This is a genomic window from Secundilactobacillus angelensis (assembly GCF_012641075.1).
Taxonomy (GTDB): Bacteria; Bacillota; Bacilli; order Lactobacillales; family Lactobacillaceae; genus Secundilactobacillus; species Secundilactobacillus angelensis.
This window is the reverse complement of record NZ_JAAXLJ010000005.1, coordinates 142,231-163,570: the sequence shown is the minus strand read 5'-3', so window position 1 is coordinate 163,570 and position 21,340 is coordinate 142,231. Positions and strand designations below refer to the sequence as shown.

Below are 21,340 nucleotides of genomic sequence, written 5' to 3'. Positions count from 1 at the left end.
TTACTTAGTTTGCGTTGGTAACCAATGCCATGGGTCTTGCCGCCACTGTTGCAGCGAATTAAGTTCTGCTTGATCGATGTCCTGGTTCTCATTAGCCAACTGAATCAGCGTACTGTAATTGGTCAGCGTATGCAAGGACAGTTCTGCTTTGGCAAAGTTTTCCGTACTATCTGGTAACTCATATGAGAAAATGCCCAGTACTCCCAACACTTCTGCTCCTGACCGCTCAACGGCTTTCGCAGCGCCTAACACGCTGCCGCCAGTTGAAATCAAATCATCAATCAAGACGACTTTATCAGCCGCCAATATTTGCCCTTCAATCTGCTGGCCAGTGCCGTGATCTTTAGGCTTTGAACGCACATAGCTCATTGGTAATTCCAGCTTATCTGCAACGATCGCAGCATGTGGAATCCCAGCGGTTGCTACCCCCGCAATCACCGTTGCAGACGGAAAATTCTGCTTGATGTACTCTGCCAAACCATCAGCAATGTGGGTCCGAACAGCTGGAAAAGCAATCGTCCGCCGGTTATCCGTGTAAATTGGTGCTTGAATTCCACTAGCCCAGGTGAAGGGTTCTTTTGGTGATAGCGTGACAGCATTAATTCCTAATAAATCGGCTGCAATTTGTCGTGCAATTTCTTTCATGATTAGAGCTCCCATTCTTCAGCAATTTTTTGATAAGCCGCAACTGGATCAGCCGCTTTAGTAATTGAACGGCCAACTACCAGACCGTTACTTCCTAATTCAGCAGCCTGGGCCGGCGTCACGACCCGTTTTTGATCGTCCGCGCTGTCCGAGGCTAACCGAATTCCGGGATTGATACATAAGAAATCATCACTAGTCGAGCGGTGAATCATCGGGTCTTCAAGGGCTGATGAAATGACGCCATCCGCACCACTCGCCTCTGCTAGCTGCGCATAATGCCGTACCGACTCCGTTAAACTTGCATTGACCAGCTGTTCGGTTCGCATCTGTTCCTCAGAGGTTGACGTTAGTTGAGTAATAGCGAGTAACTTGGCGGGTTTTACACCCGCTTTTTGACTCCCTCGCAGTAACCCCTGCTTAGCCCTGCTGATCATTTCAGCTCCACCAGCAGCGTGAACCGTCACCATGGAAACTTCCTGCTGTCCCAATTGATACATCGCTTGTTCAACGGTATTGGGAATATCGTACAATTTCAAATCAAGGAAAACCTGAATGCCGCGCTTACGCAATTCCAGTAAAATCTTCGGTCCTTCAAAGTAAAAGAGTTCCATACCAACCTTCACAAATAATTGGTCTTGATGGTCAAACTGATCTAGAAAATTGAATACCTGATCACGATCTTCAAAGTCTAACGCAATAATAATGGGACGCATGACAATCTCCTTTCTACACAAAAAACCGTTTAGCTCGAGCGCTAAACGGTTCACTGGTTCCATCAAGAAGATGGACTTCTTCCGTAAACTTGTTAGTCTCACTGGGCTAAGTTAAAGATATCTTGAATTGAGTTTACATCAGTCGACCAGCCAGCGTCAAGAAGTACTTGTATTCGTCAACAAACTATGTCACAATACGTGCAACGGTTCGACTGTAACCGCAAAAATAACAAGTGCCTGTGAGCACTTATTTTGGAGGAAACTGAATATGGAAACTACTGTACAACACCACGCGCTAAGCAAGAACCAAAAGTGGACGATTGCTTCTACCTCGGCAGGATTCGCATTGGAGAATATGGACGTTTTATTTCTCTCCTTTGCGCTTTCTTCGATCATCGCTGATTTACATATCAACGGTGCTCAGGCAGGACTGATTTCATCAATCACTAATTTGGGCATGCTAGTGGGCGGTATTTTTTTTGGCGTCGTTGCTGACCGTTTCGGTAGAGTTCGAACTTTCTCCCACACCGTATTTATTTTCGCTTTTGCCACCGCTGCAATGTATTTCGCCAACAACATTACGTTAATTTACCTCTGCCGCTTTATTGCCGGCGTCGGAGCTGGTGGCGAATATGGCGTTGGTATTACATTGATTGCGGAAAACTTCAACCATCACAAAATCGGTAAGATGACTTCGATCGCAGCTATTGGTGGTCAAATTGGTGCAATTTTAGCTGCCATTGCTGCTGCCTTTATCATTCCCGCATTAGGTTGGCGGGCACTGTTCTTATTTGGCTTGATTCCAGTGGGGTTGACCTACTTCATCCGTCGCCATCTGCACGAAAGCGATGAATTTCTAGCAGCTAGCAAAGCCGAAACTGATCCCAGCAAACGGGTCCGAATCAGTGCCCTGTTCAAAACACCAAAACTAGCATATCAAACGATTGCGCTTAGCGTTATGGTCATCGTCCAAATCGCTGGTTACTTTGGTTTAATGAACTGGTTGCCATCCATCATGCAGCAAAAACTACATTTGAGCGTTTCCGGTTCTTCAATCTGGATGATTGCCACCATTGTCGGTATGAGCATTGGCATGATGACTTTCGGCAGCATTCTGGACTACTTCGGTCCCCGATTAGCATTTGGCATCTTTCTGGTTTGCTCCGCAGCAGCCGTGTTTAGTATCACCTTGGCAATTAATGAGATTACTTTGCTAATCGCCGGTGCTGTACTTGGTTTCTTCTCGAACGGGATGTTCGGTGGTTACGGCGCGGTCATTTCCCGTCTTTACCCCACTGAGATTCGTTCAACCGCTAATAATGTCATCGTCAATATCGGTCGTGCGATCGGCGGTTTCTCAAGTGTTGTCATCGGCTTTTTGATGGATCACTATAGCCTGTTCGTAGTTATGGGCTTCCTGTCAATTCTTTACATCATCAGTCTTTGCACAATGCTAACAATTCCGAACCTAAAGAAGTTGAGTCGCGCTTAACTCGCGTTCGCTCGCTTGCAAATACGGACCAGTCCGTGTAGACTATCAACTGAACTAAACGTTATCTGGGGTGCCTTTTGGCTGAGATACCACCCATTGAACCTGATCTGGTTAATACCAGCGAAGGGAGCATAATGCATTTATTTTTCTGATATAAAAGCCAAAAGGAGCGTCAAAGATAATCGTTTATCTTTGACGCTTTTTCGTGCAGAAAAACGTTTAGTCATCAAATACATGGAGGCTTTACAAGATGAAATATTCAAATGCTTGGCATTTACGAGACATTATTCTTTTAACTTTAATTGCGATCTTCTTTGGCGTGATCTACTGGGTCATCGGCCCGCTGTACAACGTTTTAACGGTTGCTTTAACCCCCGTTGGTCTTGGACCGGGTGCTAACGATGTTGTGATGGGAATTTGGGTCATGGCTGGACCACTATCTGGCTACATCTTTAAAAAAGTTGGTTCCGCTACCTTAGGCGAATTCCTGGGTTCCGTTGTCGAAATGTTTTTGGGTGGCCAATGGGGCGCAAGTACAATGATCTCTGGTGTCGTTCAAGGTGTTGCTTCAGAACTGGGCTTTACCTTTACCGGCTACAAGCGCTATGACTGGTTCAGCTTGAATCTGAGTGTGTTAACCACCACCATTGTCACCTTTGGTTGGGACATGATCCGGAATGGCTATTCCAAGTATCACATTGGCCTGTTGATTGCATTATTCATCATCCGTTTAATTTCAACTTGGATCTTTTCCGGCTTGCTGGTTAAAGCAATTGTCAAATTACTCGACCGCACCCATTTGATGCAAACTCAGTCTCGCTAGAATTGAGGGATAACCATGGCAACGATTTCGATCAATCACTTATCATTTTCCTATCCCACTGAAGATGGGCAAAAGCCACTCACGTTAGCTGATGTTTCGGCGACTTTTCCGGATGGCGGTTTTTCACTGCTCACCGGTCCCTCCGGCTCCGGTAAATCCACTTTAATGAAAATTATGAGTGGCCTATACCCTAAGTTTGGTGGTGTCATCACACATGGCGAAATCCAGTTAAATCACACTCCAATCAGTGAGATACCCGAAACTGATCGGGGGCAGCTGATTGCCATGATGTTCCAAAACCCTAATCAACAATTCGCCATGGACACAGTCGAACGTGAATTACTCTTCACATTGGAAAATCAGTGTGTGCCACCGTCGGAAATGATGTCGAGAGTTGATCGCGCATTGGAATACGTAGAGATTACTGCATTGCGTCATCGTCAGCTCAACAGCCTTTCTGGTGGGGAAAAACAAAAGGTTGCCTTGGCTGTCATCATCGCTATGAAAGCCGATACGATTCTGCTGGATGAACCCTTTGCTAGCGTGGATCCTGTTGCGCGTCAGCTACTGTTATCAAAACTAGCAAAGCTGCAACATGAAGAGCACAAAACGATCATCATTTCCGATCACGACCTGGAAGACTATGATGCTTATATTGATCATCTATTCGTCCTGAATGGTACGGGGAACTCGCTGACACTACTCAATGAAACTGATGCCCAAGAAAAAATGGCGGCCTTCCAACGTCAAGATACGTCTGATCAACAATTATCATTACCAACAAAAGTTGATCAACCCGTGATCACAGCGCATGATTTATCTTTAACTGCGGGTACGTCAACTCTGCTAAAACAACCTGAAATCAACTTTTTTAAGCATCACATTACCTTACTCACTGGCGCCAACGGTACCGGAAAGTCAACTTTGCTGATGGCACTCTCAAAATTGCATCAATACGATGGCACATTATTACTTAACCAAAAAGAAATTGCCAAAATTCGCAACAATCAGCTTTACCGGCAAGTTGCACTGGTTTTTCAAGATGCCGACCAGCAATTTCTAAACGTATCAGTCGCAGAAGAATTAGCCCTCTCACTAAAAAATAGTCAAGCAGCGGCGTACTTTAAAGAACGGCTGCCCGGATTTTTAGAAAAACTGCAGTTAGACCATTTGCAAGATCATGTCGTCTATACGCTGAGTGGCGGGCAAAAGAAAAAATTACAGATTCTAGAAATGTTGATTATGGCCACACCCGTTCTACTGTTTGACGAACCGTTTACCGGATTAGACTTCAGCTCACTGCAAACGATCATGGCAATCATGAAACAGGTTGCCCACGATTGTCACCAAACGATGCTCATTGTCAGCCATCAGCTCTTTGGTCTCGATGCCTTAGTCGACTACCACGTCACACTAGCAAACAATCAATTACAATATGTGGAGGGATTAGCGTGAACCCAAGTTTAAAATTCTTGTTAGCCGTCCTGATTGCGCTAGAAATCTCGTTCACCAGTACTTGGATGGTTAACCTAGCATTAGCAATCATTGGCCTATTGATCATTTTGACCAGTCGACCACCGCTAAAACGGTTGGTACTCTTATTCTTCGTTCCTCTGATTCCAGCCGTAGCACTAGCGGTAGCCATCTTGTTGCAATCAAACGCCGGGATGCATTTCGCCCTGGTATTGTTCACCCGTATCTACGCCTATGTTTTCGTGGGTTCAGCCGCAACTTTAACCACTTCAGTGAGTGATTTAGTCATGTCATTGGAGCAGAACGCCCACATCCCAAGTAAGTTTGCTTACGGCTTTTTAGGTGCGTTTGACCTACTCCCTAAAATTGTCAGCGAGGTCAACGTTATTCGAGCTGCCGGCAACATGCGCGGTCAGGCGCTTCATATCTGGTCGCCCCAGTTGTACTTTAAAGCCATCTTGGCCTCCTTGGACTGGTCAGAAAATTTGGCAGAAGCCATGACTTCTCATGGTTTTTCCGAGGGTGCTCCACGAACATACTTCAAGCAAATTCGGGTTCACTGGTGGGACTGGTGCATTATGATTAGCAGTCTACTTCTGTTACAAATTGCACTATTTGGCCTCCACCTGCAATAATATGATTACCCTATTTCACCTAAAAGAATTATAATATAGTATAAAGAAGGTGATCATTATGGCTCGAAAACCACTTAAATTCACGACGGCGTTCGGTGTAACTGTAATGGTACTAGGTACACTATTGGAATTGGGTGCCTTTTTCTATCATGCAGGAAGTCCAGTCAGTGGCGAGACCGTCTTTACGGGCGCTATTGTTTTGACGATTGGTCAAGCATTTTACGGCACCGACAACCTCTTCTTATCCTTACTACTAACCTTTTTCAGTTCGATTGGGGTAGGCTACTTTGTGTTAGTTCAAACCAGCAGCTGGCTATGGGCAATCATTGCAGCAATTGCATTTTTTGCCTTCATCGTGGCGCTGTTTGGATTCCGATCATCGATTCGAAAAAAGCACGGTATGTGGTAGCAGCATACCAGCTTAAAAAAGCAATCTGATTACAGCTAAAGTTAACTGTAATCAGATTGCTTTTTGATATGGTTTTAAAATTAATAAGCGTTACCCACTAGCACGTAGCTCACGCCACCATCAACGGACTTAAGTAATTGACCGTTGGCATTGGTCTTATACCAGGCGATAGTTGGGCTGGTTGTCGGATCTGCCCCCCTAGCCTTCATGTTAGGAGACTGATGATTCTCCTGCACCTGCACAGTATAGATACCGGCACCAGATTGACTAAATTGAAAGGCTAAGTCCTGAGGCGTGTATTGACTGCTCAGTGACTGTGAAATGCGATTGGCAACCGACTGCTGCGTCACCGTAGGATGTGACTGGCTGGTAGCAGTAGTTTTACCGTTTTTAGCCTTCGTCTGCTGATTGGCATTCTGATTGCTGCCGCTTGAACCGTTAGCACCATCTGAAGCCGAATCAGATTCAGAAGAACCCTGTTTTGCTGATGAGTCGCTAGTTTCACTGGTATTATTATTACTTTTGGCAACTTTGGCAGTTTTGGGTTTAGAGGCATCTGAGCTTGACTTAGACTGTGAACCGCAACCGCCAAGTAACCCTAAAACAGCTAATGGTAATACGACTTTAATTAATTGCTTCATAACTTATTATTCGGCAAACTCATCCCACAGAGTCCGCCTCTCCCCCTTATTCATTTACGCCCATTATACCATGAGTGCAAATAGATACGAGGTTAAAACAATGCTTACTTGACTGTCCCCGCAAAATCGGGCATAAAGTAGCTGTTGATTGTTTCCACATCGACGTTTTGACCTGGTTGAGGAGCCGCAACAAACTGATTGTTTCCGATATAAATAGCAACGTGATACGTGGCGCCAGCAGCGCCCCAGAACAGCAGATCGCCTGGTTTTGCTTGTGATACTGGCTTTGATGTTACTTTACTTTCTTGAGTGACCGTATAATGTCCAAGTTGCACGTTGGCGGCGTGGGCATAAACATAATCAGTTAAGCCTGAGCAGTCCATCCCCTTTAAGGATTCCCCGCCCCAGACATAAGGAATATTCATGGTAGCAAGCTTTTTAGCTAAATTCACTACTGCCTTCGCACGTGAAGTCGAAGCGGTTTGACCACCGGCAATGACCGCACTGGAATTGCTCTGAGTTGATTGAGCCGAGTCTGTTGAATAGCTGGTCGTACTGCTACCTTCAACGGCATCATGAGCCGCCTGTGTGGCTTCTTGGTTAGGTAATGCTTGGATTGTTGCAGCGGATGCTGTGGTCATGGTTGCACCAAACAATGAAACTGCAGCCGTCAGAACGATTAAACTGTTTGTTAATTTCAAATTTTTCACCTCATATAATGATTAATTGTGTTAATCATACCGTTACAACATCACGAAAAGATTACAGCTGAATTGTCTTTGTGTAACAGTCATGTTTGATGGTGTCCGTAGTGCTCGTTTCCTTGCTATACCGCAGTGTTGAATCATTTCACAATATAACAGACGTTAATTCAAAACTGTTTCAACAACCAACAGAACTCGAATTCTTTGGCGGACTCCCGAAAATCGTATATAATAAGATGTAGATAAAGTTGTGTTTAGTTTTAAGTCATATCAGGTGGAGGTATATTATGGAGCAAGAAGTTAGCGGTATTGCAGAAAAAATTATTCAATATCAAAAGAAACATAATCTTACGGATACTGAACTGGCCTTAAATCTTCACATTACAGTTGAACGGTTGCACAATATTAAGTCAATGGAAAGCAGCCCAACCACTGAAGAAACTGCAGTTCTCAATCATTTTATCGGTGTTAACTAGAGCAATGTATTCAACTCAAGAATGAATTAAAGAAGTCGCTAATTACCAGATTAAGTCTGATAAATTAGCGACTTTTCTAGTCAGCCATTGCCAGTTTAAACGCCTGATAGGTCCTTTCATCAAAGGCTACCATGGTTACTTCTAGAGGTGCGTCAAACCCACGGATCGATGAAACTGCGATCTGACAAGCATCGGCCAATGGGTACCCATAAATTCCCGTGCTAATAGACGGAAAAGCCACCGTTTGGCAGTTGTTTTCTACCGCCCGTTTCAAGCTATTCTCATAACAACTTCGCAATAACTTGGGTTCTTCAAAGGAACCATCACGCCAAATCGGCCCTGGGGTATGAATAATGAGCCGAGCTGGTAAATTAAAGCCAGGTGTCACCTTTGCTTCTCCTGTTGGGCAGCCGTGAAGCTTACGGCAGGCAAGATCAAGTTCCGGCCCTGCCGCGCGGTGAATGGCGCCATCCACTCCGCCGCCACCAACTAAGCCCGTGTTGGCGGCATTAACGATGGCATCGCCATTAAAAGTGGTAATATCACCTTTGATCAATCGTAAATCTGCCATATAAGTCCCTCACTTCTTTCTCCGTGTCCACCAATGCTTTTTGGGCTGTGCTGATTTGGGTCGTTTGTCTTTTCCTAATCTAGCCATTCCAACCCGCATTGGATTTGACGCTAAATCGTTTAGATTCAATGGCGTCTGCTTGGGTTGATTCTCATCTGAATCATCATGTTTTGTTGAATCGCTCATTTTTAAACCCATCTTTCATATATTACGTTGATTTTACGGTATAATATGCGTAGTACGCATAATAAGTATACTGCCAAACTTGAGATTGGTGAATGACGATGCCTTTGATTCATGGCATTGATTTTGTTAAAGAGGTGGACTTATGTCTATTCAAATCGTAACGGATTCAACCGTTCAGTTAACAGCTGAAGAACTGGCTACGCTGCCGATTACTGTGGTGCCGCTAGTCGTCCGTTTAGGCAAACAAGAATTTTTAAATGATGGTGTTCAAATCACCAACGCGCAATTTCTCAGTCACTTGGTGAACGATGAAGAGCTTCCTAAAACCAGCCAGCCTTCCATCGGCCAATTTCTGGAAGTCTTCGATGAACTTGGAAAAAACGGCGATGAAGTCTTGTGCCTTGATCTTACCCATTTTCTAAGCGGTACCGTGAATGCAGCTCGACAGGCCGCTGAAATGTCTTCAACTAAGGTCACCGTTGTTGACTCATTGTCAATTGACCGAGGATTAGCCTTTCAAGTGATTACCGCTGCCAAATTAGCTAAAAATGGTGCACCGATGGATACGATCATCAATGCCATTGACTTGCACCGCTCAAACACCGAAATTTATGTGTTCCTTAACACCCTGGAAAATCTCATCAGGGGCGGGCGAATCAGTAAAGCTGCTGGTGGAATCGCCAACCTGTTGAACATCAAGGTGATGGCTGAAGTCAAAGACGGCGAACTTAGAGTCGCCGCTAAGGGCCGTGGTAAACGGTTCATCCGCAAAGAGATCGCCGACTTAGTGGAGCGAATCAAGTTGCTCGCGCCAGCTAAAGTTGGCCTAACTCACGTGGATAATTTAACTCAGGCAAGTGAGGTCGCCAATCAAATTAAAGCGGCTTTACCCAACACACTGGTCACCATTCACGAAGCTGGTCCCGTCATCAGTACTTACACCAGTGTCGGTGCTTTAGCGATTGAATTCTACACTGACTAATACTTGATCACATTAAATGGCGCCATCCCGATAAAACCATGGGGATGGCGCCATTTAACGTTATATTCTGGAAACTACCGAATCGTGTCACTCTGACCGATTTTGCTTTACAGCCTTATTACGCTGAGTATTTTCTTCGTGCTGGCGTTCCTGCTGTTCTTTTTTAAGTTGCTCTATCCGTGCTGCTTCAGCCTTTTTGGCTTTATCTTTTTCGTTTACCTTAATTTTATGATAGTTATAGAAGCCTAATAGCGCAAACGCAATCAGTACCTGAAACGGAAACGCGACTAGGGTCATGATTGAATAGGGCTGATGCGTAAACTGTGGTGACAGAAGGTCATATAAAATCAGCAAAATTACCATCGGCACAATGATTGCCATGGTATCTTTGAACCACTTGGGCATTTGCTGCCATTTTTTCATCAACGGAGATCCTCCCCCCCTATAGTTCACCTTGATTACGCAACTGTTTTTCGGTTAACATCGCGTCCATGTAATCAAACGCAACCTCATCAATGTCGCTTAAGTCAATAAGTGTCCCGACCTTATCAACAACCGTCCCTTGCTCAATAAGATGAAAGATAATTTCATTCCCACCAAATTTACTGATGTAGCCGGTAACGTTGTCGTCATCGTTCAGTTGAATGCGGATGACTCGCTGGAACTTCGTCGCTTGGCTCAAGACTTCTTGGAATAAATCATCGTTGCCGTCAAACAAACGCTCATCGTTGATTCCTGGTTGTGCGGTCACACCCAGCGTTTTATCCAGAGTGATATAAGTTTTCATCACTGCCAAATAATCAGATTGTGTCGTTACCTTTGCGATGGCGGTCAGCTTCACCAGCCAATAGCCGCCAAACTGGCCGGTCATATCCACCAGATTAATAATGGCACTATTTTCATTGACTGTATTCACCCGGCCAACAAAGAACATGCCCTCGTCCGCAACCGGTTTAATGGAAAGCAACTGCTGCGTTTTCTCCGCTTCATGGAGGGCTGCGGCAATATTGGTTAAGCTTGACACCGATACCTTTTTAACTGGTGTCAACGTTTGTAAATAACCCATAGCAGCGGTTTGTAAGGTAAGCTCTTTACCCTCAAATTCAATTAAACCCACATCTTTAAAATCAATGGTCAGCAACGGGTGTTGATCCAAGTGAAATTTGTTAAACACTTGGAAATCAAAATCGTGGGCCGAGATCCGGGTCACTTCGCCCTCTTGCAACTGCGTATTGCTAGTATCCAGTACCATCACAGTTGCTTCATCGACCATTGCCGATTCTAATACCTGGCGAATCAGTGACCGATCCATGTTAAAACTAGTCGTCAGCCGACCAAACGTAAAAAAGTGCTCAGCTGATGCGTTTTCGATTCGATACCGCATATTATCGAGGTCGTCGCTTTCGAATTCAACAAATTCAATCACAGCAAACGTCAGATAAACGGCGCCGTCTTCGCTGCCACTATCGTCAAAAGTGGTTAAAATAATGCCTGCATCATCAACGTTATCCACGTATCCTGTGTAAACAATATCTTGATTAGCCTGATAAACATTTACTAAAGCTTTTCGTTGCAACGCATATTGCAGATCATTCATGATCGAATTCATTGCTGCACCACCTCTCTGTTGGGTCATTAATCTAGGACAACACTGAAACTTTACGCTATTTTGAGCCTGAAAACAATTAATTTGCGTTAAAATATAGTTAAAATTCATTTCATCAATAAGGAGAATCTACCATGCCCGACAAATCGCGAAAAGGTGCCTCACAGCATAGCCTGCCAGAAATTAAAGTCGACGTCAAAACACCACCCAACTCAGGCGGTATGATGGACTGGGGCCCGATTTTTTCCTGGTTCAAAGGCTTATTTTCGAAAAAGTCTAAGAAATAGATTGACTTATAATTTCCAACCGACTATATTAGATTACAATTAGATAATGAAATTCTGATGGGAATAGTACCCGATGAGGCTCTCTACAGCGACCTGCATTTAGTGAAAGGCAGGAATAGTCCGATTTGGCGAATGAACCCGTATTGACGGTAAGCTGTTCACGCAACTGACCCGCAAGGATGCGTTACCATCCCAGACATCAAAAGGTGTCGTTGAGGCGATTCATGCAAATGAATCGTGAAAATGGGTGGTAACACGGCGTTCGTCCCATACTGGCTTTAGGCTGGTATGGAACGAACGCTTTTTTCGTTTTCTGATACACATATCTCAGTGCACACAATCGTTCATTAAAAATAAGGAGAGATAAATATGACTGAAAATAACTTACATTTCGAAACCAAACAGGTACAAGCAGGACAGACGGTCGACGAAACCGGTGCTCGGGCAGTTCCAATTTATCAAACCACCTCTTACGTATTCAAAGATGCGGCTCAGGCTGCCGGTCGTTTCGCATTAACTGACCCAGGTAACATTTACACCCGACTGACTAACCCGACGACTTCCGTTGTGGAGCAGCGAGTTGCTACACTAGAAAACGGGACTGCCGGCGTGGCACTGGCAACTGGTGCAGCAGCGGTGACAGCTGCCGTTCTAAACGTCGCTAATGCCGGTGATAACATCGTTTCTGCCAGTACGCTTTATGGTGGAACTTACGATCTATTTAGTGTGACGCTGCCCAAATTAGGTATCACCACCACCTTCGTTGATCCGGATGACCCTCAGAACTTCGCCGCAGCCATCGACGACCACACCAAGGCACTTTACATCGAAACCATCGGCAATCCAGGGATTAATTTAATCGATATTGAGGCTGTCGCAAAAGTGGCCCACGACCACGGTATTATTTTAATTGCCGACAATACTTTTGGCACCCCTTACCTGATTCAGCCACTGGATCATGGTGTCGATGTGGTTGTCCATTCCGCTACCAAATTCATCGGCGGTCACGGAACATCCATGGGTGGTGTCATCGTTGAAAACGGCAAATTCGATTATGCCGCTTCCGGCAAGTATCCAGACTTTACCACCCCAGACCCAACTTATAACGGCATCGTCTGGAGTGATTTAGCCCCAGCCGCTTTCACTACGAAGGTTCGCGCCCAAACATTGCGTGATACTGGTGCTGCCATCAGTCCCTTTAATTCGTTCTTACTCCTTCAAGGTTTAGAAGACCTATCTCTGAGAGTGGAACGCCACGTTGCTAACGCGGAGAAGATCACTGTCTTCTTAAACGATCATCCCAAGGTCGCTTGGGTCAACTATCCTAATCTACCAGAAAGCAAATACCACGCATTAGCTGAGAAGTACTTCCCTAAGGGTGTGGGGTCAATCTTTACCCTTGGGCTTAAGGGTGGCGAAGCAGCGGGGAAACAACTGATTGAAAACCTTGAACTGTTTTCGTTACTGGCTAACGTTGGTGACGCTCACTCACTGATCATTCATCCGGCTTCAACCACTCACGCTCAGCTGAATGAAGAAGAACTGAAGGCAACTGGCATCACGCCTGATTTGATTCGGATCTCAGTTGGGATTGAAAACGCAGACGATTTAATTGCCGATTTATCGCAGGCATTAGACAAGATTTAATTGAGTAAAAAATGACCTGCAAATTTCTCAGCTTTTACTCATTTCTAAACGACTGGAAACACCAATAATACCTGTATATGAAAAGCCGACTTCAACAGTCGGCTTTTTGAGTTGCATCCATCTAATTAAGCGACAATCGTTTCTAGTGCATCAAGCTGATCGATTTCGTAGGTTGGCTTGATTTTGGTTTGATTGGCCGCGTGATTTGGATTATACCAGACGGAATCCAAACCAAAACTGGCTGCGCCTTTAATATCGGAGGTTAAGGAATCCCCAATCACTAACGTCTGGGTCGGTTCGTAAGGCTGAATATCAGCGGTGACCCGCTGGAAAAATTCCGGTGCTGGTTTTTGAGCACCTACCAATTCAGAAATAAAAACGTCCTTAAAGTAATGGTCAAAGTGAGCCTCTGACAGTCGTCTTTGCTGCGTTTTAGCGACACCGTTCGTTACCACGTATAAATCGTGACTCTGACACAGATCAGACAACACTTCGGGCGCTTGCGGCATGGGCTGATGGCCCTCACCTAGATAGTCGCGGTAAAGCTCCTCCATTTTTTGGCCGTCAATACCACTAATGCCAAGATGGTCAAATAGGGTTGTAAATCGCTTAACGAGTAGTTTTGACTTGCTAATCTTGCCTAACTCAAACTGCTGCCACAAGGCCAAATTTTCGTCATGGTAAAAGTCGTAAGTTTGACTGGTGAGTGGTAATTTCAACTTCTTAAATAAACTTTCGAGTGCCTGCTTTTCAGCTGCCTGGAAGTTCAATAATGTATCATCAATATCAAAAAGTAGTGTCCGGTATGCCATTTATGATTCACCTTTCATTGGCCTAGTTGGCCGTTTAATTAGTCGATAGCCTGTTATCAAAGCCGCGATAGCACAAATAATGGTCGCAATTAAGAACGAAACATGCATGCCATAGATGAAAACATCCGGCTGCCCATTAATATAAGTGGTGACCTTGGCCCCCTTGTAATGACTCATGGCACTGAAAAGGACCGTGGTTGAAAACGAAACACCAACTACCATGCCCAGATTACGAACTAGTGCGTTCATACCACCGGCGATTCCCAGATTCTCAGGCTCAACAGCACTCATAACAATGGTGTTGTTAGGTGCCTGAAAGATGCCGTTACCAAAGCCCACGAAACCCACAATTGCGGTAAAGAGCCACAGCGATGTGGTCAAGTCAGTGAGCATGTAGCCAAGTTGGCTCATGAGAATCAAGATCAAGCCACAAAAGGTAATCAGTTCTGGCCCTACCCGATCCGAAATCGTTCCGGCAATCGGCGCTATAATCACTTGCACAATGGGATAAGCCATTAAGATTAAGCCAGCTAAATTTGGCTTTAGGCCGCGGGCATTTTCAAGGTAGAACGGTGAAATCACGTTAAAGAAGAAGTTGGTGACAAAAATCAAAAACCCACATAACAAGCTTAGCGTGAAGTCGCCATTTTGGAATAAACTAAATTGCAGCAGCGGATTAGCGACGTGATTTTCGATGTGAATAAATGTCAGCCCCATAATAAGCGCAAAAGCAATTAATCCAAGAATCAACGGTTTTGTGAAGCCAATCTCCTGCCCTAAAAAGATTCCTACAAACATTGACGCCATGAATAAGGCCATTGTCAGTGAACCGAAACGGTCAATTTTTTCACGGGTCTTAATCTTATCCGCCGGTAAAATCACCTGACCAACAATAATGGTAATCACGCCAATTGGAACGTTCAGCCAGAAAATATAGCCCCAGGGTAAATGAGACAGCATCATACCGCCCAATCCTGGCCCAGCGATGGCACCCAACGCCACGAATGACCCGATCATACCTAAAGCTCGTCCCCGTTCATTCAAAGGGAAAATTTCCGTGATAATGCCGTTGTTATTTGCCATCGTCATGGACGCACCCAGCGCCTGAACGACCCGAGCCGACAAAAGCAGGTAAAGATTACCGTTAAACCCAGCTAGCAACGAACCAAGAACGAAGAGCAACGTGCCCGTTCGAAAAACGTTAATTTTCCCCAACGAATCGCCAAGTTTACCAAATAACAGCAATAGCGCACAGATGACGATCAAATAAATTGAGACGACCCATTCTGCTTGATTCATGGGTATGCTTAAATCCCTGGAAATCACAGGTAAGGCAATATTAACAATACTAGCGTCCAAGGTCGACATGAAAGTAAATAGACCTACTGCAGCTAGAATCCACCAGCGATGCTTCTGAACTCGCTGGTCGGTTACATAATCGTTGCTTGTCACGTTGCACCTTCTCACTCTTAAAACTAGTTATTTACAAGTTTTAAATTTACGCTATTTTACAGGGTTAATCAAATACTTAACCTGCTTACAGTGATAATTAATGGTCATTCTTGCTTAACCGATTCCGGACTGCTATTCTATATATTCGAGGTGTAAAACATGACAGATGATCGTTATTATCAACCAAAAGACGCCAAAGATGCCCTACGCTACATCGAGGAGTTATTTAACCAGTATGTGCAAGCCCCATTAACTGTCGAACTTGTAGCTTATCATCAAAAGCTAGTCAAACAGATTCAAGAAGACGTAATTCCCACCGCAGAACGAGACGGCCAGACAACCCAAGTGGAAAACGCGAAGCAGATGCTTTCAACCATGCAGTCTTGGCTGCGAATTCGGATGAGTGGCCAGCCCTTTGCCGGCAAAATGCGTCACTTTAAGTTTGAAGCGGATAACGCCAAACCAAAGTTTAAACGCAAGGTACTTAAAGGCCGTCGAAGTGGCGGGCACCGCTCTGTCTGCCATTAAACAATGCCAAGTTTTGTAATCGAGCTTCTAACCTGCTAAAATTAAGATGTTTCTGATGACAATATAATTTTATAAAGGTGGGTGTGTCTTTATGCACGGATTTATAGGGGAATTTTTTGGAACCGCTATCTTAATCTTGTTTGGGACTGGCTCTTGTGCCAGTGTCAATCTTAAGAAGACTTACGGAACCGGCTCAGACTGGACTTTTATCAGTTTGTCTTGGGGACTGGCGGTTACCATGGGTGTCTACGTTGCTGGGATGCTAGGGTCAGATGGTCATTTAAACCCTGCGGTAACCATTCCATATGCATTGTTTGGCCTTTTCCCATGGCACGATGTCTTACCCTATATTTTAGGGCAATTCTCAGGGGCCTTTGTGGGGGCAGTTTTGGTCATGATCCAATTCACACCGCACTTCAGGGCCACCAAGGGTGAGTCCGCTGGTAACACAGTGGGCATTTTTGCCACTAAACCCGCAATTCACTCACCTCTGTTTAACTTCCTCTCAGAAGTCATTGCAACCTTCGCTTTTGTATTCACCTTGTTGAATTTAGGCGACTTCACAACCGGCTTAAAGCCCTTCATTGTTGGGACACTGATCTTAGTTGTTGGTACCGGTTTAGGGACCACCACGGGGTTCGCTATAAACCCAGCCCGTGATTGGGCACCACGATTTGCCTACACGATTATCCCGGTACCCAATAAGGGCTCTGCCCATTGGGATTACGCTTGGGTGCCGATGTTTGGCCCATTGCTGGGCGGGATTATTGCCACGGCAATTGAGGTTGCGGTTAAATAATTAAACATAGATTAAAAAAATCTGATTACCAGTTTTCACTGGCAATCAGATTTTTTGATGTCGCTATTTAATCATTACTTTGAGTTATAGGCAGAAACTAAACTTTGAAGCACCTTGTTGACATCTTTGTTAACTTGTTCGGTCACGGCTTTGCCAAGATTATCGGTGAGGCTTTGGGTAATCTTGTCAGTATTGTCGTTAACATATTTAAGTGCTGCGGCATTGATTTCCTGTTGAGCCTCAGGTGTACTTGGATCAGCACTTTTACCATCTTTAAAGTTTTGTTCAGCTTGCTTGTTGTAAGCATCGGTTACCTGTTTGAGATAGGCATCATACGCTGCTTTATAGTTTGAGTCGTAGTTTGCATTATAAGATTTCTTATATTCTTCATTGAACAATTTAGACTTCGTATAACTTGTCGCAAAACTCTGCGCCGGTGAACTCTTAGTTACTTTGGCCGTGTATGATTTACCTTTATAACTTGGTAGCAAACCAGCCTTGTACTGGTTAAGTTTAACTTTGTACTTGCTGCTACTGTACTTGTAAACATCCATCCGGTAAGTCGTCTTAGCTAACTTGTTGTTATCCATCAAGCGGTAGTATGTCGTCAGGGTACGGTGACTCTTGCTTAACTTGTACTTAGTTGGCACCGCATACCGAACGGCAGCATTCTTAAAATCGCCAAAAACAAGAATTTTGCCCGTTTTTTTACCGCTCTTAAATGTTTGCCAGCGGAATGTGTAGTAAGCCTGTGAAACTTGGAAGTTACCACTTGGGATTGATGAGATTTTGCTTGAAGCCTGCGCCGTTGTAGGCTGTTGTGCCAATGCAAACCCACCAAAAGCTGCAGTTAATACAATAAGTAATTTTGTTCTTAATTTCTTCATTATTGCGTTTCCCCCTTTAAAAAATAAACCCAGAACCTTACACAAATGATATCATGCACAAAACTGCAATACAATTATTAACCCATATTAATTAATTGAAACAATGGATCCAAACGGACTTGAACCGTCGACCTCCTACATGCGAAGCAGGCGCTCTCCCAACTGAGCTATGGACCCAATACACTAAAAAGACTACCACTAATTGGGTAGTCTGTTAACTAGTTAAAACATTTAATTCTCGACCATCATCAATCCGTCAACATCAGTAAGCTTAATGTGGTTACGACCATGCTGAGAGATTAAGCCATCAGTAGAAAACTGTTTTAATTTTCGGCTAATCGTTTCAGGTGAAGTTCCTAAATATAACGCTAGATCCTTTTTCTGCAGGGGTAAGTCAAAGTCATCGGTCTCCAGTTCGGAACTGGTCTCAACTAAATAATTCGCCAACCGTTCGCCAACACTAGTGGTTAACGTCGCTGCTGCCTGGGCTTCGAGTTGCGACACCCGCTTACCTAAGGCGTTTAACATGTTAATCGCAACGGCAGGAGATTGTGTAAGCAATTTTTGAAAATCTTGCCGCGTAATCAAACAAATCTGCGTATCAGTCAAGGCTTCCGCGCTGGTCTGACGTTCAGCATCTTCAAACAAAACTGACTCACCATCAAAATCACCGGTTTGCAGTAGCCTAATCATCTGTTCGCGGCCACTAGCAGAACTTTGTATCACCTTCACCTGCCCATGGGCCATGATGATCAATGAATCAGCGTGGTCGCCAGCCATAAAAACAAATTCACCCTTCTTCACGTGCCGTTCCTGGACCAGTTCAGCCACAGCAGAAATCGTATCGTGATTCAACTGCTGAAAGATTGGTACCAGCCTGACACATGCTATTGCATCATGATGCGCTAACATAGTGTATCCTCCAATCAAGATGACATCCAACTATATTTTAACCTGATTATAGTGGATAAGACAATAAATGAACTTGACGTAAATCAAGTTCATTTATTTAAATTTACTCACGCATACACGTTGAATTTTAGCCTCATAAAGCTTTAGAATGAAATGAGAGGTGATTAGTCTTGAAAAAATCTGAGAGAGAACGTAAAGAGAGTGTTATCGTCGACATGAACGACTTCTTATTGGAGTACGGTGCCAAAAAATTAGGCAACCGTGAAGATCTTGCCGAAGTGATCTATAACGCAGCCAAAAAGGACGTTAAAGGTTTAGATTCATTGTTTAAAGACAACGGTGAAGCCCGCGAACGGATTTACAAAGCTATCGGTGAGGGGTTTCTTTCAGACTTCGATGCCAGTAAATCTGCCGAACAACTGGATAAGGAATCAGAGTCACTTGTCCATGAAGCCATTAATTATCTTGGTAAACACGAGAAACAATTGGATGATTGGAAGTTTAACTGATCTAAACAATATAAAAAAGCAACGGCTAGCCCCTAACTTGGGAGTCTAGCCGTTGCTTTTTATCTAATGATTATTTGACAACAATATCGTAATGTCCACCGTACGTTCCGCGATCATGCACAACACCCATGCCTAAAGGCGTCTTGATTTTGGTCCCGAATTTTTTGTTATTAGCCAAAATTAAATAACCATTCTTATCATGGCCGTTTAACGTATACGTGCCATCAGAGGTGTAAGCGCCCATCCCAAAAATATGCGAGCCATTTGGCGAATAGTATGTAAAGACCCGCTTATGGTAGTGCACTCTTCCCATTCGTTTAAATGCGGAAATACTCATAACAGCATCCGCCTTAGGGTTATATTTAGTTTGGGCTGCGGCAGTCGTTCCGGTCATACCAGCAACGCCTACAAGCATTAATAACGCGAGTAACAGGCTCGCAATTCTTTGTTTAATTGACAAATTTTATTCTCCTCGAAAAACTAGTTCGTACTAAAAGCGACTGCAACTAGTATATCCAAAGAAAATTACGCTGGTGTCTCATTCAAATTAATGTTTGTCAGTATTTTGAAACATTTGTCATCTGGCTGTTACATTACTCGTGCATTTTTTTAAATAACGCAGCTCTTAAATCGGTACCAATGATTTTTAAAACCAGGTCAATCAACTGATCCGGCATATAGCCCGTCACATCCAATTGAGCTTCATGCCCATTCACACGGGTGATGGTCGCACCATCAGTTACTAGATTCACGTTATATTCCGCCAATAATGGTTTTAACGCTGCTAACTCAGCTTCAGTCATCTTGTATCCTCCAATCTCTACTCATTAATTATAGTAATTGGAGTGATGCCATTTCAAGCTGATTCAGTTAATCTTTACTCAGATAGGCATCAGTACCAGAAACAATTGTTCTTACCGTCTTTCCGAGCACTTGTTCACCAATAAACGGCGAGTTATGTCCCTTTGATAAGAAGTCGTCTGAATGGATTGTAAACGGTGTTGTTAGGTCAAACAATGCAATGTCTGCGGACTGCCCTTCAGTGAGTTTTCCAGCGTTTAACCCAAACAACTCAGCTGGCGAAACCGACATCCAATTGATCAGCTGTGCCAGACTAAACAGCCCTGATTTAACAAACTTGGTGTACAGCATGGCAAATGCCGTCTCACTTCCGGTAATACCAAAGGGTGCCTTCAGCATCGACTGTGCCTTTTCCGCATCCGTGTGGGGAGCGTGATCCGTCGCAATCACATCGATAGTGCCGTCCAGTAACCCCGCGATCAGAGCTTGGCGATCCTGCTCACTCCCCAAAGGTGGATTCATTTTCAACATGGCATTATCTCTTGTGATCTTCTCATCACTCAATAGTAAATGATGCGGTGACACTTCACAGGTCACGTTAACCCCCGCTGCCTTGGCGGCTCGAATCACTTGCACAGTGGCAGCAGACGACACGTGGCAGACGTGATAATGGGCACCGGTCGCAGCTGCAAGCGCAACGTCTCTAGCCACCTGAGCTGTTTCGGATACACTTGGAATACCAGGGAGTCCCAGTCGTTTCGACACACTACCTTCGTGCATCACGCCACCGTAAGTCAAACTGTCATCTTCGGCGTGCGCAACCACTGCCATGTTCAAGCGGGCTGCTTGAATCATTGCCTGATACATCGTCCCTGCTGTTTGAACCCCGTTACCATCATTACTGAAAGCAAACGCCCCGGCGTCCTTTAACCCCGGCATATCAACCAGTTCATCACCACCACGGGCCGTTGTAATAGTCGCATACTGAACCAGATGGACTGCGCCATCTCGCTGATTCAACACCAACATGTCGCGCATCCGTTCCGGCGTGTCAGGCGCTGGAATGACGTTAGGCATCGCGGCAATCGTCGTGTAACCACCATGAGCAGCGGCTAAACTCCCAGTCTTAACGGTTTCCTTATCAGTTTGTCCTGGTTCCCGTAAATGAACGTGCAGATCAACCAACCCGGGACTCATGAATAACCCCTGTGCATCGACGATCTGGTCAACCGGCGTAGCAGCAGTGATGTGCTGACTAATTTTGGCAATTTTACCATCCACGATCAAAAGATCTCGAACCTGTAAGTGACCATCAACTAAACACTGACCGTTTTTAATTAATCTTTTCAT

General features: G+C 44.5%; 27 protein-coding genes, 1 tRNA gene and 1 riboswitch. Of the genes, 12 read left to right on the top strand and 16 right to left on the bottom strand.

Translation table 11 applies throughout. From position 1 onward, the window contains the following. Complete coding sequence (gene pyrE / locus HC026_RS04500) at positions 1-645, bottom strand: orotate phosphoribosyltransferase (protein WP_211089405.1); 645 nt, start codon at positions 643-645, stop codon at positions 1-3. Between the two features lie 2 nt (positions 646-647). After that, positions 648-1,358: an orotidine-5'-phosphate decarboxylase gene (gene pyrF, locus HC026_RS04495; RefSeq protein ID WP_168924792.1), complete on the bottom strand. Its 711-nt coding sequence runs from the start codon at positions 1,356-1,358 to the stop codon at positions 648-650. 268 nt (positions 1,359-1,626) lie between these two features. On the opposite strand from pyrF, the gene HC026_RS04490 reads away from it, so the two are divergent. The 5 genes from HC026_RS04490 to HC026_RS04470 all read left to right on the top strand — a co-directional run bounded on the left by HC026_RS04490 (position 1,627) and on the right by HC026_RS04470 (position 6,190). Next, positions 1,627-2,850, top strand: a complete 1,224-nt coding sequence (locus HC026_RS04490; RefSeq protein ID WP_168924791.1) for an MFS transporter — start codon at positions 1,627-1,629, stop codon at positions 2,848-2,850. Between the two features lie 56 nt (positions 2,851-2,906). Continuing rightward, a riboswitch (TPP riboswitch) is annotated at positions 2,907-2,997 on the top strand. Positions 2,998-3,100: 103 nt separating this feature from the next. After that, a complete protein-coding gene (locus tag HC026_RS04485) occupies positions 3,101-3,673 on the top strand; it encodes an ECF transporter S component (protein WP_168924790.1) in 573 nt (190 codons plus the stop codon). A gap of 15 nt (positions 3,674-3,688) precedes the next feature. Beyond that, the gene (locus HC026_RS04480; RefSeq protein WP_168924789.1) at positions 3,689-5,128 is read left to right on the top strand and encodes an ABC transporter ATP-binding protein; all 1,440 of its coding nucleotides are present in this window, start codon (positions 3,689-3,691) and stop codon (positions 5,126-5,128) included. Then, positions 5,125-5,781 carry an energy-coupling factor transporter transmembrane component T family protein gene (locus HC026_RS04475; protein ID WP_168924788.1) on the top strand — a complete coding sequence of 219 codons (657 nt, stop codon included), beginning with the start codon at positions 5,125-5,127 and terminating at the stop codon, positions 5,779-5,781. Before HC026_RS04480 ends, HC026_RS04475 begins: the two co-directional genes overlap by 4 nt. A 58-nt stretch (positions 5,782-5,839) precedes the next feature. Then, positions 5,840-6,190: a hypothetical protein gene (locus HC026_RS04470; RefSeq protein ID WP_168924787.1), complete on the top strand. Its 351-nt coding sequence runs from the start codon at positions 5,840-5,842 to the stop codon at positions 6,188-6,190. A gap of 80 nt (positions 6,191-6,270) precedes the next feature. Here HC026_RS04470 and HC026_RS04465 read toward each other — a convergent pair whose 3' ends face one another. Together HC026_RS04465 and HC026_RS04460 are read right to left on the bottom strand one after the other, a co-directional pair. After that, entirely contained in the window at positions 6,271-6,831 is a 561-nt protein-coding gene (locus HC026_RS04465; RefSeq protein WP_168924786.1) for a hypothetical protein, read from the bottom strand. A 104-nt stretch (positions 6,832-6,935) separates the two neighbouring features. Next, a complete protein-coding gene (locus HC026_RS04460) occupies positions 6,936-7,532 on the bottom strand; it encodes a C40 family peptidase (protein ID WP_232843620.1) in 597 nt (198 codons plus the stop codon). 290 nt (positions 7,533-7,822) lie between these two features. On the opposite strand from HC026_RS04460, the gene HC026_RS04455 reads away from it, so the two are divergent. Beyond that, complete coding sequence (locus tag HC026_RS04455; RefSeq protein WP_168924785.1) at positions 7,823-8,011, top strand: LBP_cg2779 family protein; 189 nt, start codon at positions 7,823-7,825, stop codon at positions 8,009-8,011. A gap of 76 nt (positions 8,012-8,087) precedes the next feature. Here the strand turns inward: HC026_RS04455 and HC026_RS04450 are convergent, their stop codons facing one another. Further along, positions 8,088-8,582 (bottom strand): O-acetyl-ADP-ribose deacetylase, encoded by a 495-nt coding sequence (locus tag HC026_RS04450; protein ID WP_168924784.1) that lies wholly within the window; start codon positions 8,580-8,582, stop codon positions 8,088-8,090. Positions 8,583-8,591: 9 nt separating this feature from the next. Beyond that, complete coding sequence (locus HC026_RS04445) at positions 8,592-8,768, bottom strand: hypothetical protein (protein WP_168924783.1); 177 nt, start codon at positions 8,766-8,768, stop codon at positions 8,592-8,594. 142 nt (positions 8,769-8,910) lie between these two features. On the opposite strand from HC026_RS04445, the gene HC026_RS04440 reads away from it, so the two are divergent. Next, positions 8,911-9,750 carry a DegV family protein gene (locus HC026_RS04440; RefSeq protein ID WP_168924782.1) on the top strand — a complete coding sequence of 280 codons (840 nt, stop codon included), beginning with the start codon at positions 8,911-8,913 and terminating at the stop codon, positions 9,748-9,750. An 87-nt stretch (positions 9,751-9,837) separates the two neighbouring features. Here the strand turns inward: HC026_RS04440 and HC026_RS04435 are convergent, their stop codons facing one another. Both HC026_RS04435 and HC026_RS04430 read right to left on the bottom strand, forming a co-directional pair. Beyond that, positions 9,838-10,173 carry a hypothetical protein gene (locus HC026_RS04435; protein WP_168924781.1) on the bottom strand — a complete coding sequence of 112 codons (336 nt, stop codon included), beginning with the start codon at positions 10,171-10,173 and terminating at the stop codon, positions 9,838-9,840. Positions 10,174-10,192: 19 nt separating this feature from the next. Then, positions 10,193-11,359 (bottom strand): hypothetical protein, encoded by a 1,167-nt coding sequence (locus tag HC026_RS04430; protein ID WP_168924780.1) that lies wholly within the window; start codon positions 11,357-11,359, stop codon positions 10,193-10,195. A gap of 131 nt (positions 11,360-11,490) precedes the next feature. On the opposite strand from HC026_RS04430, the gene HC026_RS04425 reads away from it, so the two are divergent. Beyond that, a complete protein-coding gene (locus HC026_RS04425; RefSeq protein ID WP_168924779.1) occupies positions 11,491-11,643 on the top strand; it encodes a hypothetical protein in 153 nt (50 codons plus the stop codon). Positions 11,644-12,012: 369 nt separating this feature from the next. Continuing rightward, positions 12,013-13,290 carry an O-acetylhomoserine aminocarboxypropyltransferase/cysteine synthase family protein gene (locus tag HC026_RS04420; RefSeq protein ID WP_168924778.1) on the top strand — a complete coding sequence of 426 codons (1,278 nt, stop codon included), beginning with the start codon at positions 12,013-12,015 and terminating at the stop codon, positions 13,288-13,290. A 125-nt stretch (positions 13,291-13,415) separates the two neighbouring features. Here the strand turns inward: HC026_RS04420 and HC026_RS04415 are convergent, their stop codons facing one another. Then, entirely contained in the window at positions 13,416-14,102 is a 687-nt protein-coding gene (locus HC026_RS04415; protein ID WP_168924777.1) for a YjjG family noncanonical pyrimidine nucleotidase, read from the bottom strand. Then, positions 14,103-15,554, bottom strand: a complete 1,452-nt coding sequence (locus HC026_RS04410) for an MFS transporter (RefSeq protein WP_240891011.1) — start codon at positions 15,552-15,554, stop codon at positions 14,103-14,105. A gap of 159 nt (positions 15,555-15,713) precedes the next feature. Between HC026_RS04410 and HC026_RS04405 the strand changes: the two genes are divergently transcribed. Together HC026_RS04405 and HC026_RS04400 are read left to right on the top strand one after the other, a co-directional pair. After that, positions 15,714-16,082 (top strand): hypothetical protein, encoded by a 369-nt coding sequence (locus HC026_RS04405; protein ID WP_168924776.1) that lies wholly within the window; start codon positions 15,714-15,716, stop codon positions 16,080-16,082. A gap of 91 nt (positions 16,083-16,173) precedes the next feature. Then, a complete protein-coding gene (locus HC026_RS04400) occupies positions 16,174-16,881 on the top strand; it encodes an MIP/aquaporin family protein (protein ID WP_168924775.1) in 708 nt (235 codons plus the stop codon). A gap of 74 nt (positions 16,882-16,955) precedes the next feature. Here the strand turns inward: HC026_RS04400 and HC026_RS04395 are convergent, their stop codons facing one another. The 3 genes from HC026_RS04395 to HC026_RS04385 form a co-directional block, all read right to left on the bottom strand. Then, positions 16,956-17,768 (bottom strand): hypothetical protein, encoded by an 813-nt coding sequence (locus tag HC026_RS04395; RefSeq protein WP_168924774.1) that lies wholly within the window; start codon positions 17,766-17,768, stop codon positions 16,956-16,958. A gap of 104 nt (positions 17,769-17,872) precedes the next feature. Then, a tRNA-Ala gene (locus HC026_RS04390) sits at positions 17,873-17,945 on the bottom strand. 54 nt (positions 17,946-17,999) lie between these two features. After that, positions 18,000-18,680: a Crp/Fnr family transcriptional regulator gene (locus tag HC026_RS04385; RefSeq protein ID WP_168924773.1), complete on the bottom strand. Its 681-nt coding sequence runs from the start codon at positions 18,678-18,680 to the stop codon at positions 18,000-18,002. Between the two features lie 170 nt (positions 18,681-18,850). Between HC026_RS04385 and HC026_RS04380 the strand changes: the two genes are divergently transcribed. Beyond that, on the top strand, positions 18,851-19,189 hold the full coding sequence (locus tag HC026_RS04380; RefSeq protein WP_168924772.1) for a hypothetical protein: 339 nt from the start codon (positions 18,851-18,853) through the stop codon (positions 19,187-19,189). Positions 19,190-19,259: 70 nt separating this feature from the next. Here HC026_RS04380 and HC026_RS04375 read toward each other — a convergent pair whose 3' ends face one another. From HC026_RS04375 to HC026_RS04365, 3 genes are all read right to left on the bottom strand, one after another. Beyond that, positions 19,260-19,649 (bottom strand): hypothetical protein, encoded by a 390-nt coding sequence (locus tag HC026_RS04375; RefSeq protein ID WP_168924771.1) that lies wholly within the window; start codon positions 19,647-19,649, stop codon positions 19,260-19,262. A 133-nt stretch (positions 19,650-19,782) separates the two neighbouring features. Further along, positions 19,783-19,992: a hypothetical protein gene (locus HC026_RS04370; RefSeq protein WP_168924770.1), complete on the bottom strand. Its 210-nt coding sequence runs from the start codon at positions 19,990-19,992 to the stop codon at positions 19,783-19,785. 67 nt (positions 19,993-20,059) lie between these two features. Continuing rightward, positions 20,060-21,340, bottom strand: a complete 1,281-nt coding sequence (locus tag HC026_RS04365; protein WP_168924809.1) for a dihydroorotase — start codon at positions 21,338-21,340, stop codon at positions 20,060-20,062.

Excerpts from the sequence above, each read along its gene's own strand:
- pyrE (WP_211089405.1), bottom strand. The coding sequence starts at position 645 with ATGAAAGAAATTGCACGACAAATTGCAGCCGATTTATTAGGAATTAAT.
- pyrF (WP_168924792.1), bottom strand. The coding sequence starts at position 1,358 with ATGCGTCCCATTATTATTGCGTTAGACTTTGAAGATCGTGATCAGGTA.
- HC026_RS04490 (WP_168924791.1), top strand. The coding sequence starts at position 1,627 with ATGGAAACTACTGTACAACACCACGCGCTAAGCAAGAACCAAAAGTGG.
- HC026_RS04485 (WP_168924790.1), top strand. The coding sequence starts at position 3,101 with ATGAAATATTCAAATGCTTGGCATTTACGAGACATTATTCTTTTAACT.
- HC026_RS04480 (WP_168924789.1), top strand. The coding sequence starts at position 3,689 with ATGGCAACGATTTCGATCAATCACTTATCATTTTCCTATCCCACTGAA.
- HC026_RS04470 (WP_168924787.1), top strand. The coding sequence starts at position 5,840 with ATGGCTCGAAAACCACTTAAATTCACGACGGCGTTCGGTGTAACTGTA.
- HC026_RS04465 (WP_168924786.1), bottom strand. The coding sequence starts at position 6,831 with ATGAAGCAATTAATTAAAGTCGTATTACCATTAGCTGTTTTAGGGTTA.
- HC026_RS04455 (WP_168924785.1), top strand. The coding sequence starts at position 7,823 with ATGGAGCAAGAAGTTAGCGGTATTGCAGAAAAAATTATTCAATATCAA.
- HC026_RS04450 (WP_168924784.1), bottom strand. The coding sequence starts at position 8,582 with ATGGCAGATTTACGATTGATCAAAGGTGATATTACCACTTTTAATGGC.
- HC026_RS04445 (WP_168924783.1), bottom strand. The coding sequence starts at position 8,768 with ATGAGCGATTCAACAAAACATGATGATTCAGATGAGAATCAACCCAAG.
- HC026_RS04440 (WP_168924782.1), top strand. The coding sequence starts at position 8,911 with ATGTCTATTCAAATCGTAACGGATTCAACCGTTCAGTTAACAGCTGAA.
- HC026_RS04435 (WP_168924781.1), bottom strand. The coding sequence starts at position 10,173 with ATGAAAAAATGGCAGCAAATGCCCAAGTGGTTCAAAGATACCATGGCA.
- HC026_RS04430 (WP_168924780.1), bottom strand. The coding sequence starts at position 11,359 with ATGAATTCGATCATGAATGATCTGCAATATGCGTTGCAACGAAAAGCT.
- HC026_RS04425 (WP_168924779.1), top strand. The coding sequence starts at position 11,491 with ATGCCCGACAAATCGCGAAAAGGTGCCTCACAGCATAGCCTGCCAGAA.
- HC026_RS04420 (WP_168924778.1), top strand. The coding sequence starts at position 12,013 with ATGACTGAAAATAACTTACATTTCGAAACCAAACAGGTACAAGCAGGA.
- HC026_RS04415 (WP_168924777.1), bottom strand. The coding sequence starts at position 14,102 with ATGGCATACCGGACACTACTTTTTGATATTGATGATACATTATTGAAC.
- HC026_RS04405 (WP_168924776.1), top strand. The coding sequence starts at position 15,714 with ATGACAGATGATCGTTATTATCAACCAAAAGACGCCAAAGATGCCCTA.
- HC026_RS04400 (WP_168924775.1), top strand. The coding sequence starts at position 16,174 with ATGCACGGATTTATAGGGGAATTTTTTGGAACCGCTATCTTAATCTTG.
- HC026_RS04395 (WP_168924774.1), bottom strand. The coding sequence starts at position 17,768 with ATGAAGAAATTAAGAACAAAATTACTTATTGTATTAACTGCAGCTTTT.
- HC026_RS04385 (WP_168924773.1), bottom strand. The coding sequence starts at position 18,680 with ATGTTAGCGCATCATGATGCAATAGCATGTGTCAGGCTGGTACCAATC.
- HC026_RS04370 (WP_168924770.1), bottom strand. The coding sequence starts at position 19,992 with ATGACTGAAGCTGAGTTAGCAGCGTTAAAACCATTATTGGCGGAATAT.
- HC026_RS04365 (WP_168924809.1), bottom strand. The coding sequence starts at position 21,340 with ATGAAAAGATTAATTAAAAACGGTCAGTGTTTAGTTGATGGTCACTTA.